The organism is Pseudomonas sp. G2-4 (assembly GCF_030064125.1).
In the GTDB taxonomy this organism is placed as follows: Bacteria; Pseudomonadota; Gammaproteobacteria; order Pseudomonadales; family Pseudomonadaceae; genus Aquipseudomonas.
The window spans coordinates 1,096,194-1,109,690 of record NZ_CP125957.1; the positions used below are offsets into that span (position 1 = coordinate 1,096,194).

Consider the following 13,497-nt stretch of genomic DNA (forward strand, 5'->3'; position numbering starts at 1 on the left):
CCCCGAGCACACCCGCGAGCTACGTCGCTCCCGGCGGGCATGTGACCGAGAGCTAACTGTTGGAGTTTGATCACGATGATGGATTCGGTGCGTTCCAAGAAGCCGCAGCACCGCATTGATCAACTCAAAGCTCTGGAAACTCAGACAAATAACAAACCGACGAACTCCCCTCTGCCCGTTTCTCCACCTCATCCTCCAACCACTGCGCCAACACCACCGCATTATTCTCAACCGTAGACTTAGCCGAATACACCAACGTCAGCGTTCCATCCCGCGCAATATCCACCAGCTTCCACCAATGCTCTGGCCGCGCCGCCAGCTCACGCCGATACGCCACGCTGAACTCGGCAAACGAAACAGCCCCCGCCTTGAACGCCTTGCGCAATTCATGGGAAGGCCCGACCTCCGGTAGCCACTCGGCAATCGCCAACGCATCCTTGCGACAATTGCGCGGCCACAACCGGTCGACCAGAACCCGCACGCCATCCTCGGCGCTGGCTGTTTCATAGGCGCGTTTGCACTGGATCATCAAAGCCTGCCTGCCAGAGTAGGATCGCCTCAGCATAGCGGCCATGGACAAATCGGCGCCTTCAAGTCTTCGCCGGAGCTGCCGCTATCGGTATAACGATTTTTACCGATCCATCGATTGGCTTTGCAATACCTTTGCTTTCCGGCAATTAATTGGCAAAAGCACGATAAGGGAACGTAGCGAATGGACGACGGACGATACGAAAGGCAGGCAGCTGCGTCATCCGACACGCTGCCGCATATTCTGCTTATCGACGATGTTCCGGAGGATATCCGTGCAACGCTCATCCTCCTGAAGGCGCAACCCTGGCGCATTTCCCTGGCCAGCGATGCCCACCAGGGCTATCAGCGCGCCCTGGCAATGCGTCCGGATTTGATCGTGCTGGATGTGCACATGCCGCAAATGGACGGTTTCAGCCTATGCCGGCTGCTGCGCGAGGCACCGGCGACCCGCCAGACACCCATTCTGTTTCTGTCTTCGGCCAACAGCTCATTTGAGCGTCTGGAAGGGCTGACCGTCGGCGGCGTCGATTACATCCCCAAGTCCTGTGCGCCCGAAGAAGTGCTGGCGCGTATCAAGATCCACCTGCAATTGACCTGGCGCGCGCCGCCGACCCGCCAGGACAGCGCGACGGAAGCGGAACCGGAAGGCGACGAGATCGTGCTGCGCGCTGCGATGCGCCTGATTGAACAACACCTCGACGACATGCCTTCCCTGGTGCAGCTGGCGCAAAAAGTCGGCACCCATGAGAAACGCCTGTCCCGGATATTTCGCGAGCATCTGGGCCTGACCGTGTTCGCTTACATTCGCGATGCGCGGCTGCGGCGCGGCCAGGATTTACTCTCCGAAAGTGCCATGAGCGTGCAGGATGTCGCCGAATTGATCGGCTTTCGCAATGCCTGCAACTTCACCACGGCCTTCCGCCAGCGAATCGGCATGACGCCCAGCCAGTTTCGCCAGCAAACCCAGGGCATCGCTGATACAGAGTCGGCCGGGCGCGCCTGATGCGGCTTCTACAGGTTCTATTGCTGGCGATAACGTTGTTATCCACAGGCCTGCTGCGGGCGGCGCCTGTGGATATCTGCCAGGCTGAGTATCTGGACGTCATGCCCGCGATGCAGATTTTCGAGGACATCCCTGCCAAGTTGAGCCTGGAAGAAGTCGCTCAACTGCCCGAGACGCGATTCAACGCCGCAACGCCTAGTTGGCCGCCACAAGGCTATAGCCGCTCGGCCTTCTGGTTGAAACTGCAACTCACCAATCCGAGCGCTGTGGCCTGTTCGCGCCTGCTGGTGATTGGGGCGCCGCGCCTGGAAGACCTCCGCGTCTATCAATTTGCAGACGGGCGCTGGCGTGAGGCCCATGCCGGTGGCGCCCATCCCTTGGCCGAATGGCCCCAGCCGGCGGCGCGTCAGCCAGCGTTCCCGGTGTCGTTGACGGCGGGGGAAAGCGCCACGGTGTTCGTCCGCGTGACGAGCCATTTCCAAATGTTGTTGGAGCCGGAACTGTGGTCCGAACCGGCGCTGCTGCGCGGTCAGCAACAGACTTATCTGAGCGACGGGCTCACCCTTGGCATTGTCCTGCTGGTCGTGCCGTTCGGCCTGATCGTTGGCGGGATCCTGCGCTCCCGACTGTTGACTGTGAATGCGGGCGCGGTGCTGAGTTATATCCTGCTGACCTGCATCCTCAACGGCTACCTGATCTACTGGCCCGCCGCGCTGGGTTGGACACGGGAGCTGCTGACCTGCGCCAGCGCAATCTCGTTCGTCCTGTTCCTCGCCTACTTCCGCGTGCTGTTGCAGGTGTCCGTATTGCCCAAAGTCATTGGCTGGAGCTATTGGCTACCGCTGTTGGGGTGTGTTTTCGGCCGACTCTGGTGGCTAAAAGTCGATCCCGTCCAGGGCGCGCAGATCGTCCAGATATCCCTCATGAGTTTCTACGGGGTGCTGTTCGTCACGTTGTTCATGGCGTGGCGCAAAAGGCTTGATTACAACTGGATGGCCTGGCTGGTGCCGGGGTTACTGGTTGGGCAATTGCTGATGCGGGTCTTTTTCCCCCAGGAACAACTGCCCTGGCAGTCGCCGCAAAGCAAATACAGCCTGTCGTCGACCCTGCCCGGCGTGGCGTTGCTGGTGTGCACGCTGATCATGGAAGTCAGCCGCAGTCGCAACCGCGAGAAACACGCCCTGTCCACCCTTGAACAACAACGCCAGGCCGAGCACGAACGCCTGGAAAGCACCGTGGCGCTGCGTACGGCGCAGCTGCGCGAATCCCTGGCGGCCCGCAGTGCGTTGATGGCGCGGATCAGCCACGACCTGCGCTCGCCGCTGGTGCGCATCATCGACTACGCGCGCCTGCTGCACGCCGGGCCCAACCGCGATTATCAAGCCACCATCGAGCGCAATGCCCGCCAGCAACTGGAGCTGATCGACGAGATGCTCGAATTCTCCCGAGGCGAGCTGGAGCAGATGCAACTGAGCCTCGCGCCGGGTTACCTGTACGGCTTCCTCAAAGAGGTCGCAGACGAAGCGGGCTTTCTCGCCGTGCGCCAGGGCAACACCTTCGAGGCTGTCCTGGCGGACGACTTGCCGCCACTGGTGGAGGCCGACTTCAAACGCCTTCGGCAGGTGCTCATGAACCTCCTGGCGAACGCGGCGAAATTCACCCGCAACGGCCAGATCCGTTTTGCCGTGAGTGCGGGCCCAGGCGCCGCCGCCGACACTGTGGAACTGCACTTCAGCGTGATCGACACCGGCATCGGCATCGACCCGCAAGAGTTCGAACAACTGCTGCAACCGTTCCGCCGTGGCCGCAATGCGCAGCGCTATGAAGGCAGCGGGCTGGGCCTGTCCATCGTCACGCAATTGCTGGAACGCATGGACAGCCGCCTCGAACCCCAGGCCACCGAGCAGGGCAGCCACTTCAGTTTTCGCCTGCAACTTAAATGCGCCGAGGAACACGACCTCGAAAACGGCATTGTCGATAACAACGCCACGCCGTTTGACGGCACGGGCAAGCACGTCCTGCTGGTGGACGACATCGAGCAGAACAGCGAATGGCTCTATGACCTGCTGGCCGGCTACGGTTTTGACGTGCGCATGGCGGCCAACGGCGAAGACGCCTTGGCCTGCCTGGCGCAACAGCCGTTTGACCTGATGATCAGCGACCAGATGATGCCCGGCATGGACGGCTGGGAATTGCTACGACAGGTGCGCGAGCGCTGGCGCCACCTTCCCGTGCTGCTGTATTCGGCGGTACCGCCACGCAGGCCGCAAGGTTATCCAGAGGATCTGGAATTTAATGCGGCACTGCTCAAGCCCGCCGACAGCCGCGAATTGCTGGCGTGGGTCAAGGCCCTGGCCTGCCCGGACACGGCGCGTCGCATGCTGGCTCGGGAGTTCTAGCATGCCGGATCGGGTTTACCGGCTGCTGTTGATCGCCAGCCTTTCAGCGTGGCCTTGGGCGTCGGTGAATGCCGGCCAGGAGGCGCCCGGTGCCCTCACGCTTGACGAAACCACGGTGACGGCTCGACGCCGCGAAGAAGACCCGCAGGACGTGCCGATCCCGATCAACGTCCTCTACGGCGAACAACTGGACGCGGCCGGCCTGCACACTCTTCAAGACATTCAACAGCGCGTGCCCGGCTTGATCGTGTCCGGTCATGATGCCCGTTACGCCGGTTTCGGCCTGCGCGGATTCGGCGCGACCGCCTACAACGATGGCCTGGAAGGCAGTGTCGGCACCTACGTCGATGGCGTCTACCAGGCGCGCCAGGGCATGGCCTTCACCGAGTTGACGGACATCGAACGCATCGAAGTGCTGCGCGGGCCCCAGGGCACCTTGTTCGGCAAGAACACCACCGCTGGCGCGCTGAACATCATCACCCGCCAACCGACGTTCCAACCCGAGGCCAACCTTGAGGCCAGCTACGGGGAGCACGGTCTGCGCGAATACCGCGGGACGATTTCCGGGGCGCTGCGCGACGACGTATTGGCCGGGCGGCTGAATGTCTTTCAGCGTTCGGTGGATGGGCAAGTGGAAAACCTGGAGGGCGGCGCCCGCCTCGGTGACGCCGACAGCCAAGGCCTGCGCGGGCAATTGCTGTGGACGCCGAACCCGGACTTCAGCGCCCGCCTGATCGCCGACTATGCCGAGCAAAACGAGGCCGGCAACGTCCTGCTGGTCAATCACTACAGCGAGCAAACGCGCAAGCGCGCCAAGTTTGTCGGCTATCCGCTGGCGGAGCCCGACCCTTACCGGCGCGAGAGCCGCATCGACGCGCCGGGGCGCCCGAAAACCCTGCAGAACGGTGTGTCACTGGAATTGAACTGGGACCTCGACGAGGCAATGCGCTTCACCAGCATCACCGCCTACCGCGACTGGGACTACCGCGCCACCCGCGACAGCGACAGCACCGCGCTGTCGGTCGCGCAGTCCGAGACCGAACTGGGGCACCGGCAGTTCAGCCAGGAATGGCGCCTGTCCGGTACCGCCGGCTCGTCCGTCGATTATGTCGCTGGGCTCTATTATTTACGTCAGCAGCTCGACCGCGAGATCGACGCCGAATTCGGCAAGGACGCTGCGCCCTGGTTCGTCGGCGACCAATTGGAGCAATTGAAGAAGCTCTATGGCATCACTTTCACCGATCCGAGGCAGGTGCCAGCCCAGCTGTTGGAAGGCGCCCGGCAACATTATGGCGGCGAGCAGAAGAGCGACAGCCGGGCGATTTTTGGTCAGGTCTCCTGGCGCCCCATCGACCCCCTCGAACTCACCGGCGGCCTACGCTACAGCCAGGAGCGCAAGGACGGCTGGGTTTCCCGCGACGTCAGCAACCTCGCCCCGCTGACGGGCCTGCCTCCGGTTTTCCAGGCGGGTGGCCAGTTACTGCGCGACATCGCCCTCGGCCGTGCTTACTACCGCGAGGACTCGATTGAAGAAGACAACGTCTCAGGCCTGCTCAGCGCCAGCTACCGTTTCAGCGATGCTGTGATGGGCTACGTCAGCTGGTCGCGCGGCTACAAGGCCGGCGGCATCAACTTCGACGTGGTCGGCCCGTTCACCGCGCCCACCTTCGAGCCGGAGCGCGCTACGTCGCTGGAACTGGGCATGAAGACGCGCTTCTGGGATGAGCGCGCGCTGCTCAACCTCGCCGTCTACCAGACCGACGTCGCCGACTACCAAGCGCTTACCTACAGCCCGCCGACGTCGCTGTTCGCGCCACCGCTGCGGGACAACCTGATCAACGTTGGCAAGGTCCGCCTGCGCGGCATCGAACTGGATTCCGCCTGGCAACTCACGTCCCAACTCACCGGACGCCTGGGCCTGGCCTGGAGCGATGCGCGCTACCGCAGCTTCCCCAACGCCCCGTGCCCACCGGCCTCGGGCCAATGGACCTGCGACCTCAGCGGCGACCGGGTCTACAACGCGCCGGAATGGAACCTCAGCAGCGGCCTCGACCACACCCATCCGCTGCCGTACGGGCTGGAAGCCTTCAGTGGCATCGACTACAGCTTTCGCACCGGCTACTACGGCACCCTTGAAGGCGGCGAAGGCAGCTATCAACCGAGCTACGGCCTCACCAACCTGCGCCTGGGGCTGCGCAGCCAGGACCGTGCCTGGGAAGTCGAAGGTTGGGTGCGCAACGCGTTCGACCGTCACTACATCACCGCCGTCTATTCACTGCTCGGCGCCGGTGACTACGGCGTCATGACCGGCAGCGAAAGAACCCTCGGCACCACCGTCAGGCTTCGTTATTGACCGAAATGAAACGGGTCGGACAAAACGCCAAACGATTACCACCGGCCTTTTTCGACAGATACATCGCCTGGTCCGCCTTGCTGATCAACGCATCGACCTCCTGACCATGCTCAGGAAAAAACGCCACCCCGATACTCGCGGCAATCTCCACCATCTGCGCACCGATCAAGATGGGCGCGTTGGCCGCCGCCAGCATCCGCTTGAGCAAAGGCTCGCAGTCTTGCACGTCCTGCAGCCCCACCAACCCAGCGACAAACTCATCGCCACCCAGCCGCGCCAACGTATCGCCCTCCCGCAACGTCGCATTGATCCGCGCCGCGACAATTTGCAACACCCGGTCCCCCCAGTCATGCCCGTAACTGTCGTTCAGCGCCTTGAACCCGTCGAGATCAATGAACGCGATAGCCACCTTATGCTGATGAATCCGCGCCTTGCCCAACGCCTGACGCATCCGCTCGGCCAACAACAACCGATTCGGCAACTGCGTGAGCGCGTCATACCGCGCGTCACGCTCCAGCAACTGAAGACGTTGCTTCACCTGCGTCATGTCGCTGAGCAGCGCCACATAGTGCTGCACGTTACCGTGACGGTCATGCACCGCACTGACGCTGATGCGTGACGCCATCTCCCGGCCATCCTTATGGTTGCTTTGAATCTCACCGGACCAATGCCCGTGGAAATCCAACGCGTTCTTCATCGGCGCATAAAAAGCCGTAAGCCGACGCACCATGCGATGGGAATTCAACTCACGGCCCTTCACCTCGTCCTGGCCGTAACCGGTGAGGCGGGTGAAAGCTTCGTTGACGCCGATGACTCGGCCGTAGGGGTCGACCAGGATGATGCCTTCGCGGGCGTGGCTGAACACGGTTGTGGCCAGTTCTGGGCACACAGTGTTGATACGACGATCCAGCGCGCCTTCGTCGCGGGTGGCCGGCCAAGTGTTGGAATCGAAGCCTTGCAGGGCCAGATAGCGGACCAGGGAAGAGAGCGTCCGGTGCAGGCGGAGCAGGGCATTCGTGGCGAGCCTGGAATTGAGGCAGAAGCTGCGAATGAAGGTGCGTAGGTTCATGGGATTTATAGGGTGCTGGCGGGTGAGGGTGGGCTAGCGAAGTGGGCATTATCGGGGTGGGGATTGGCCGGGGACTTTGCTGGAGCGGATGGGAGCTTTGCGGGAAGGGATGGAACTGAAAGATATTTATGTTGGGTCTGTCAGACGTTGGACGACCAGCCTCACGAGCCGACGTCGCCTTGCGCCATTGCCTACAACTACGCCAGAATCCGCCGGCTTGTGCGCCTTGGGTAGCGTCGGTAGTTTGGGTTCGGTCACTGCTCATCAGTGATCGGGTTTAGTCGCCCGCTTTACCTAAGGCGTATCAGGTCCCTGTCGGACAGGCTTTGCTGTTCCTGTATTGATGGTGGCTGTGCGCAGGGCGCCCTCGGGCGCGCCGGGATTCTTAGGTTCACCGGTCGACTAACCTGCGTACAGCTGCCGTCCTCTCGTTTAGTCGCGAGGTGAGGTAGCGGAGGCGCTTGCCCTCCAGGCAAGAAAGGTTTTGCGCAGTCAAGCCTTTCTTGTCCGAAAAACCACCTCTTCCTATTTTCAATTAGTTGCTGCTAGTTAAAAAAATCAACAGGTTTCGGGGCAGTTCTATAGAACACTCAGTTTCCAACGCTTTAATTTGAGATGCATTCAGTTCGTAATCGTAAAAATAGTCTTCTTCTTTGGTCCAGCTCATTATTTTTGCTAGAACTTGAGTGTCGATGCAGAGCGTTTTTTCGTATGAGGCGAAGTCGTCGCCGTCCATTACCCCCATTATTTTGTGTTTCATGGTTCTATCCACCTCGTTGGGTCGGCTGGTTTGGTTTGGGCCCCCGTAACATGGTCGAATTCGCCCAAGTGCTTTCCTCGCTTGTTATATTTTTCCACTGCCCCATGCTGAAAATCCCATTCATATATTATTTTGTCATTATCTTTCCAGCGAGGACGTAACCCTCCTCCTTTCATCCGGGTTTTGGGTGGCGCCCATTTCGCACTTGGGAAAGCAGGTAAAAAATCTGGTTTCTGGTGGTAATCATGATGAGCCGTACTCACCACAATATAAACCGGCCGAACCCCCGAATCCGCCGGAAACACCAGAATGAAATCCCTGTACTCCGGCGGATAGATCGGGTCGACGATGATGCTGTCGGCCACTGGCGTCGGCGGATAGATCCAGATGTGAGGTGCCTGGGGCGCCGCTTCCAGGGCGGGAATGCCGAGGGTGTCGGAGGGGTTGGTGGCCGGGGTCCAGATCAGTTCGATGCCATCACCCAAGTCGGCGATGAATTGATCGGCGCGAGGGGTGAATTGGACAACGTCGACCATTTCCCAGTCGCGGTTCTGGCCTGTGTAGAAGCCGTAGCCCTTGAGGCTGCCGTCGGCCTGCTGCTCGATGCTCAGGCGCATGCGGCTGCGGGCTTGCTTGAGGTTGCGTAACTGGTCTTCGCTGTAAAGCGCGCTGTCCCCGAGGCTGGACGGCCAGAGCAAGGCGACGATGCCTGTTAGCAGGGCTACCCCAACGGTGCCGCCGGCAGCGGCTGCCGTAGAAGTTGCCGAGCCGCCCAGCGCGAGCCTGCCCAACGTAACGGGTACCGCGCCAGCGCCGATCCGCTTGAGAGGAATCGTGCCGGACGGGTCGGCGCTCCTGCCCCCGAGCCACATGAGATCGCCGTATTGCTTGACCAGGTCTGCCGGGACGTAGCCGTTGGGGTTGTTGTAATCGATGATGCCGTTGGGCAGCTTGCAGCTCTTGGCAAACACGCTTCCCGCGACGCTGAGTACGGGCTTTTTATCTAGCGTGGCCCAGCGCTCTCGTTCATAGGCTGCCTGCCGGGCAAGCATGGCTTCATAAGCTTGCTGTCGGGCCTCGCGCTCGGCCAGTTCGCTGGCGGTCATGTCCCGATAAGTGACGTAATGCCCGTCACCACCGGGCGGGTTTCGGACCTGGGGGATGTCTTTTTTGCGTGTCGCCACGTAGTGAGTCTCGTCCAGTGAGTGCGGGACAGACGCTAACGCGGGAAGAGAGGGGCGCGATGTAGGAGGTTTCTTGAAGTGGTTGCTCCGGTTTCATCAATGCAGGTAGGGCCGACTTCCATTGCGAAAAGCCCATCAGCTAAGACAAACTCCCCCGTCTTCCCAGACTCGATAAGGATGCGAGCATTGAAGTTTGAAACCGGACAGTTTTCCAGCAGCCATGGAATTATCTTCAACGTATCGCGCTTCACCCTGTCAGCCGATGAACGGGGTAGCCTCAGAGCGTTGCATTTTGGAGAAGCTAAAGCCGCCCACTATGAAGTGAGCAACCGGGTGGTGGAGCTCTACGACAAAATGCTTGCCAAGGATTTACCCTGCCAAATGATGGTCGGGATCTCCAAACCCTTGACCCGGCAGCAGGGGGATTTACTCAACGCCCAACGAATGAGTATCGCCAACCTCACCAGCGGTGTTTTCGCCGCAGCGGCAGGCAAGTTCATGCCCGCCGCGGTCATCCCTGTGGGATGGGCCGTCCGTGAGTTCACGCTAGGCAAATTGCCGACCTATCATGCCGGTGATGTCATCGTCAGTCTGGACGCGCAGGTCAGCGGTGGCATAGGTCCGCAACACTCCGGATCTTCCATGATCATCAAGACTCAGGGCGGCTAGGACTATGAACGAATATGGCCTATACGCCCTGGCGTACGCAGTGTTCCTGCTGTTGTTTTTCTATATGAAACCCTATGGCCTCAGGAAATGGCTCGGCATTGCCCTGGTCGCTCTGGGGTTTGCGAGTATTTTTGCGCTGCCGTCTTTCATCTCCGGTTTTGACCTGGGTATCGTCTCGACCAGTGCAATTGGCATCGGGGCGGCGCTGTTTTTTAGCCGGGGCCGGTATGTGGCGTGAATCTGCTCATCGGTGATGGGTTTAGTTGAAACAGGGTAGGGCGCTCTTGTGTCTGTCCCGAATCATCCTCAAACCGTGAGAGCCGCCTTGATGTGGCCGGCAAATCACATGACCGACTTGCAGCGCGTGTGGACTGAACAAAACCGGAGGAGCTGACCCGTGATCAGCAAAGCCAGAATCACAAGCGTGAAGCCTGTTTCAGGCAAGCCTACTTTCAATCCGTGTATTTGACGTCAGACGTGCGCTGCGCGCTCAAACACCTCATCAGCCCACTGGTTCAGGCTTTTGCCGGCGGTTTGGGCTGCAATGGTAGCGGCAGCGTGCACTTCAGGACGAATGCGTAGCATCACCTTGCCGGAAGCAGGCTTCTCAGGGCTGACGCCTTGCTCGGCACAGTCCGCCAAGTAATCCTCAACAGCACTGGCAAACGCCGCTCGTAGCTTGGTCACGGAATCGGCGTGAAAACTGATGATGTCACGCACACCCAGAATCCGACCGACGAAAATGTCGTCACGCTCATCGAACTCAATTCGGGCTGTGTAGCCCTTATAAGTCATGCTGTTCATAGCTCAACTCCTGCCCGCTGGAGAAATTCGCGAGCCTCTTCTACCTGATATTTCTTGGCTTCTTTCCCAGGGTGTGGCCGATGGCAACGCCATTGGGCCTCCCCCAGGATCAGCTTGACCCGAGAACCTTCACGCTCCAGCACTTGGCCACCCAGATGAGTGACCAAGGCTTCAATGTCAGCAAACACTATTGCCGCACTTGTTGGCGTACGGTGGATCGCTTCAAGGGTTTTCCGGTGTCTGTTTTCATGCGTGTGGGTGCTATCAAAAAAAGATAGCACTATCTAGCCGGTTTGGCGCGTTGCCGCTCTCAGCATTTTGTCTTCTTGCTCTTCAGTGCCGTGGTTTCTCGCTGCGCGCGAAGCTGGAAAACTCGCGGCTCGACCGGCAGTCATTTAATATCTCGACCTCGTTCAATACGTGGTCTCGTCCATGCAGTCTCTAGAAAATGCGCTGCTTTCCTACGCCACACAGCACTTGCCATCACTTCCCCATACCTATACTTGGACGTTCGATACCGCTCTCGTCCACCATTCATTTAAATGGGAGATCGATGGTTCGAACTGGTACGAAAAAGCGCGCGCCCTGAAGCGACATGTCGCCCAGGAATGGACCACGTCGCCCGAACAACGAATGGCCCTCGCAGACTACGCGGTGCGCGTGTGGGGAGGTATTGGGGGAAATAAGCTCGTAACGATGCAAGGGTATGTTCAGACCGTGTCACGGGGGCGGGTGCCGGACAAGCACAACGGCATCGCCTCATGGTCGAAGGTGGCGGCATTCTCGAATCCAACCGAGCATGCCATCTTCGATGCGCGGGTTGCATTTTCCCTGAACGTTCTACAGATGTTTCACAGCGATGAGCAACGCTGGTGGTTTCCGCACTTGGCGGGCCGAAACAAACGCCTGACGGCGTGTTGGCCTCGCTTGAAGAGTCTGGCGCGTCAACAGCATTGGATTCGAATTGCTACGACCGATGTCTACTCGACCTACATCCAGTTGCTGGTGAGCGTCTCCCGAAAACTCAATGTCGAGATCGGTGACGTGGAGATGCTGCTCTTTTCGAAGGCGGAAGATTTTGCCGGGGCGTTTAACGAGGCCTATCCCCCATCTTAACGACGAAAGCACCCTGCGAAGCCAGCCTCGGCACCTATCAAAAGGGGATGGCAGGCTGCTCCCCGTGGCGAGGGAGCTTGCTCCCGCTGGGCTGCGCAGCAGCCCCCTTCCTATGAGCGCCTCGCCACGGATCTTCAGACGGCCTCATTGAACGGCATCGAGCATCTGCTCGGACCAGTCCAGTGGCGCCCTGTCAGCAAAGACCGACAGACGCCGGCAACGAAGCCTCGCCAAGCCACAGCGCCTTGCGCCTTTGCCTACAACTACGCCAGAATCCGCCGGCTTGTGCGCCTTGGGTTGCGTCGGTAGTTTGGGAGCTGTCACTGCTCATCAGTGATCGGGTTTAGCAGCTCGCCGAGTTAAGTCGCACAACGCGTCCATCAGACAGGAATCCCCATTCCTGCACTTGATGGTGGCTGTGCGCAGGGCGCCCTCGGGCGCGCCGATTTCTTAACTCGTCGGTCTGCTAACCTGCGTACAGCTGCCTCCCAATTCGTTTAGCAGCGAACGGGTTGTGGCCTCAACCAGAGAGTTAAGACCATGGTCAAAGTTACACCGAATCCTCCAGTTACAGACGAACACGTCTCCCGCGCCCAATCTACCCGCAACAAGAAAATCGACGACGCGGCCACGCGAGCGTTGGATTTTTATTTGAAGCCCAAGCCAACGAGCGAAACGACTGACAATCCCAATACCATTTTTCGTATTGATCCGGGGGTTGATTCTGAGTGTTTGCTTGCGAACCTCAGTGAAAACCTGGCTTCGGCTAATGCCATGATCAGTGATCTGGCGTTTGATCTGGATGGATCGAGGCGGCATGTTGCGTTGGGGATTTTGCAGGTGATTGAGCTGAGTGAGTTGTTGGCAAATCGGGCGTTGGATATTGTTGAGGTGAGATAGTCGAGGCGTTCGCCCAGCACGAGAGAGGTCTTGCGCAGCGAGACCTTTCTCGTTCAAAAAAAAGTGTCTATCCAAACAAACCCTAGCTTCTCCCTCACGGCGCAACCCCCACAAATGAAAGGGGAAACCCTTGAGAAAATTCAAGCCGTTCGGTGTGGCGCCGATAGGCTTGCGGAAGATTCCATACGAAGGACCGAGAATGTATTACCCACGCGAAGCTGAAAAAGATCATCTGTATAACCGAATAGTTCTGCTGACCGTTGCCTGCTTGGTGTTGCTGTTTCTAGCGTCCATGGCAAAACACTCAGGGATCATTTACGGAGCAATTCAATGGAGTGCTGTCGAGGTGAAAGGCACCGTGACGCAGCTTGAAAGCATTCCGATGAATGAAAACGGCATGATCATTCACTACCGATACCTCGACAGCGATCAGCAAGTCCATGAAGACGAATACCCGGACCAGCGTTATGTCGAACACACCCTGTACGAGGTCGGTGGGGATGTTCCGCTGCTGTACTCACGTTGGTTTCCCCAAACCAACAGTATCGCCACCGAGCTGCACACGTATCGCTCCGGCTTCATTATCATGACTGGCGGGGTAGTGTTGACGTTGATATTTCTTGGGATTTCCTTCATGACGTTCGGCAAGATTTATCGCATGAAGGCAGAAGATCGCTTCTATTAACGGCTGCCAGTCTAGGCTCTTGAA

At 59.2% G+C, this 13,497-nt stretch carries 14 protein-coding genes; 8 read left to right on the forward strand and 6 right to left on the reverse strand.

The genetic code is table 11. The annotated features are described in order from the left end of the window. Positions 1-124: 124 nt before the first annotated feature. Complete coding sequence (locus QNH97_RS04760; RefSeq protein ID WP_283557426.1) at positions 125-529, reverse strand: DUF488 domain-containing protein; 405 nt, start codon at positions 527-529, stop codon at positions 125-127. A 183-nt stretch (positions 530-712) separates the two neighbouring features. Between QNH97_RS04760 and QNH97_RS04765 the strand changes: the two genes are divergently transcribed. The 3 genes from QNH97_RS04765 to QNH97_RS04775 are packed head-to-tail and all read left to right on the forward strand — an operon-like array spanning position 713 to position 6,286. After that, a complete protein-coding gene (locus tag QNH97_RS04765; protein WP_283555834.1) occupies positions 713-1,534 on the forward strand; it encodes a response regulator transcription factor in 822 nt (273 codons plus the stop codon). Next, positions 1,534-3,933, forward strand: a complete 2,400-nt coding sequence (locus tag QNH97_RS04770; RefSeq protein ID WP_283555835.1) for a hybrid sensor histidine kinase/response regulator — start codon at positions 1,534-1,536, stop codon at positions 3,931-3,933. The genes QNH97_RS04765 and QNH97_RS04770 overlap by 1 nt, the downstream gene beginning before the upstream one ends. A gap of 1 nt (position 3,934) precedes the next feature. After that, a complete protein-coding gene (locus tag QNH97_RS04775; RefSeq protein ID WP_283555836.1) occupies positions 3,935-6,286 on the forward strand; it encodes a TonB-dependent receptor in 2,352 nt (783 codons plus the stop codon). Here the strand turns inward: QNH97_RS04775 and QNH97_RS04780 are convergent. From QNH97_RS04780 to QNH97_RS04790, 3 genes are all read right to left on the reverse strand, one after another. Next, complete coding sequence (locus QNH97_RS04780) at positions 6,270-7,355, reverse strand: sensor domain-containing diguanylate cyclase (RefSeq protein WP_283555837.1); 1,086 nt, start codon at positions 7,353-7,355, stop codon at positions 6,270-6,272. The two genes, QNH97_RS04775 and QNH97_RS04780, sit on opposite strands and share 17 nt — an antisense overlap. A gap of 535 nt (positions 7,356-7,890) precedes the next feature. Next, positions 7,891-8,115 (reverse strand): hypothetical protein, encoded by a 225-nt coding sequence (locus tag QNH97_RS04785; RefSeq protein ID WP_283555838.1) that lies wholly within the window; start codon positions 8,113-8,115, stop codon positions 7,891-7,893. Then, entirely contained in the window at positions 8,112-9,299 is a 1,188-nt protein-coding gene (locus QNH97_RS04790; RefSeq protein WP_283555839.1) for an S-type pyocin domain-containing protein, read from the reverse strand. The genes QNH97_RS04785 and QNH97_RS04790 overlap by 4 nt, the downstream gene beginning before the upstream one ends. Before the next feature lie 186 nt (positions 9,300-9,485). Here QNH97_RS04790 and QNH97_RS04795 point away from each other — a divergent pair, with 186 nt between their 5' ends. Together QNH97_RS04795 and QNH97_RS04800 are read left to right on the forward strand one after the other, a co-directional pair. Continuing rightward, positions 9,486-9,968 carry a hypothetical protein gene (locus tag QNH97_RS04795; protein WP_283555840.1) on the forward strand — a complete coding sequence of 161 codons (483 nt, stop codon included), beginning with the start codon at positions 9,486-9,488 and terminating at the stop codon, positions 9,966-9,968. A gap of 4 nt (positions 9,969-9,972) precedes the next feature. Beyond that, the gene (locus QNH97_RS04800; protein WP_283555841.1) at positions 9,973-10,206 is read left to right on the forward strand and encodes a hypothetical protein; all 234 of its coding nucleotides are present in this window, start codon (positions 9,973-9,975) and stop codon (positions 10,204-10,206) included. Between the two features lie 233 nt (positions 10,207-10,439). Here the strand turns inward: QNH97_RS04800 and QNH97_RS04805 are convergent, their stop codons facing one another. Both QNH97_RS04805 and QNH97_RS04810 read right to left on the reverse strand, forming a co-directional pair. After that, a complete protein-coding gene (locus QNH97_RS04805; protein ID WP_283555842.1) occupies positions 10,440-10,772 on the reverse strand; it encodes a type II toxin-antitoxin system HicB family antitoxin in 333 nt (110 codons plus the stop codon). Next, positions 10,769-10,960 (reverse strand): type II toxin-antitoxin system HicA family toxin, encoded by a 192-nt coding sequence (locus tag QNH97_RS04810; RefSeq protein WP_283555843.1) that lies wholly within the window; start codon positions 10,958-10,960, stop codon positions 10,769-10,771. Before QNH97_RS04810 ends, QNH97_RS04805 begins: the two co-directional genes overlap by 4 nt. Positions 10,961-11,204: 244 nt before the next feature. Here QNH97_RS04810 and QNH97_RS04815 point away from each other — a divergent pair, with 244 nt between their 5' ends. From QNH97_RS04815 to QNH97_RS04825, 3 genes are all read left to right on the forward strand, one after another. Next, on the forward strand, positions 11,205-11,888 hold the full coding sequence (locus QNH97_RS04815) for a hypothetical protein (protein ID WP_283555844.1): 684 nt from the start codon (positions 11,205-11,207) through the stop codon (positions 11,886-11,888). A gap of 540 nt (positions 11,889-12,428) precedes the next feature. Beyond that, entirely contained in the window at positions 12,429-12,788 is a 360-nt protein-coding gene (locus tag QNH97_RS04820; protein WP_283555845.1) for a DUF6124 family protein, read from the forward strand. Between the two features lie 130 nt (positions 12,789-12,918). Further along, entirely contained in the window at positions 12,919-13,473 is a 555-nt protein-coding gene (locus tag QNH97_RS04825) for a DUF3592 domain-containing protein (RefSeq protein WP_283555846.1), read from the forward strand. Positions 13,474-13,497: the final 24 nt, after the last annotated feature.

Bases quoted from the DNA above. Each gene is read 5' to 3' on its own strand.
- QNH97_RS04760 (WP_283557426.1), bottom strand. From the start codon at position 529: ATGATCCAGTGCAAACGCGCCTATGAAACAGCCAGCGCCGAGGATGGC.
- QNH97_RS04765 (WP_283555834.1), top strand. From the start codon at position 713: ATGGACGACGGACGATACGAAAGGCAGGCAGCTGCGTCATCCGACACG.
- QNH97_RS04770 (WP_283555835.1), top strand. From the start codon at position 1,534: ATGCGGCTTCTACAGGTTCTATTGCTGGCGATAACGTTGTTATCCACA.
- QNH97_RS04775 (WP_283555836.1), top strand. From the start codon at position 3,935: ATGCCGGATCGGGTTTACCGGCTGCTGTTGATCGCCAGCCTTTCAGCG.
- QNH97_RS04780 (WP_283555837.1), bottom strand. From the start codon at position 7,355: ATGAACCTACGCACCTTCATTCGCAGCTTCTGCCTCAATTCCAGGCTC.
- QNH97_RS04785 (WP_283555838.1), bottom strand. From the start codon at position 8,115: ATGAAACACAAAATAATGGGGGTAATGGACGGCGACGACTTCGCCTCA.
- QNH97_RS04800 (WP_283555841.1), top strand. From the start codon at position 9,973: ATGAACGAATATGGCCTATACGCCCTGGCGTACGCAGTGTTCCTGCTG.
- QNH97_RS04805 (WP_283555842.1), bottom strand. From the start codon at position 10,772: ATGAACAGCATGACTTATAAGGGCTACACAGCCCGAATTGAGTTCGAT.
- QNH97_RS04815 (WP_283555844.1), top strand. From the start codon at position 11,205: ATGCAGTCTCTAGAAAATGCGCTGCTTTCCTACGCCACACAGCACTTG.
- QNH97_RS04820 (WP_283555845.1), top strand. From the start codon at position 12,429: ATGGTCAAAGTTACACCGAATCCTCCAGTTACAGACGAACACGTCTCC.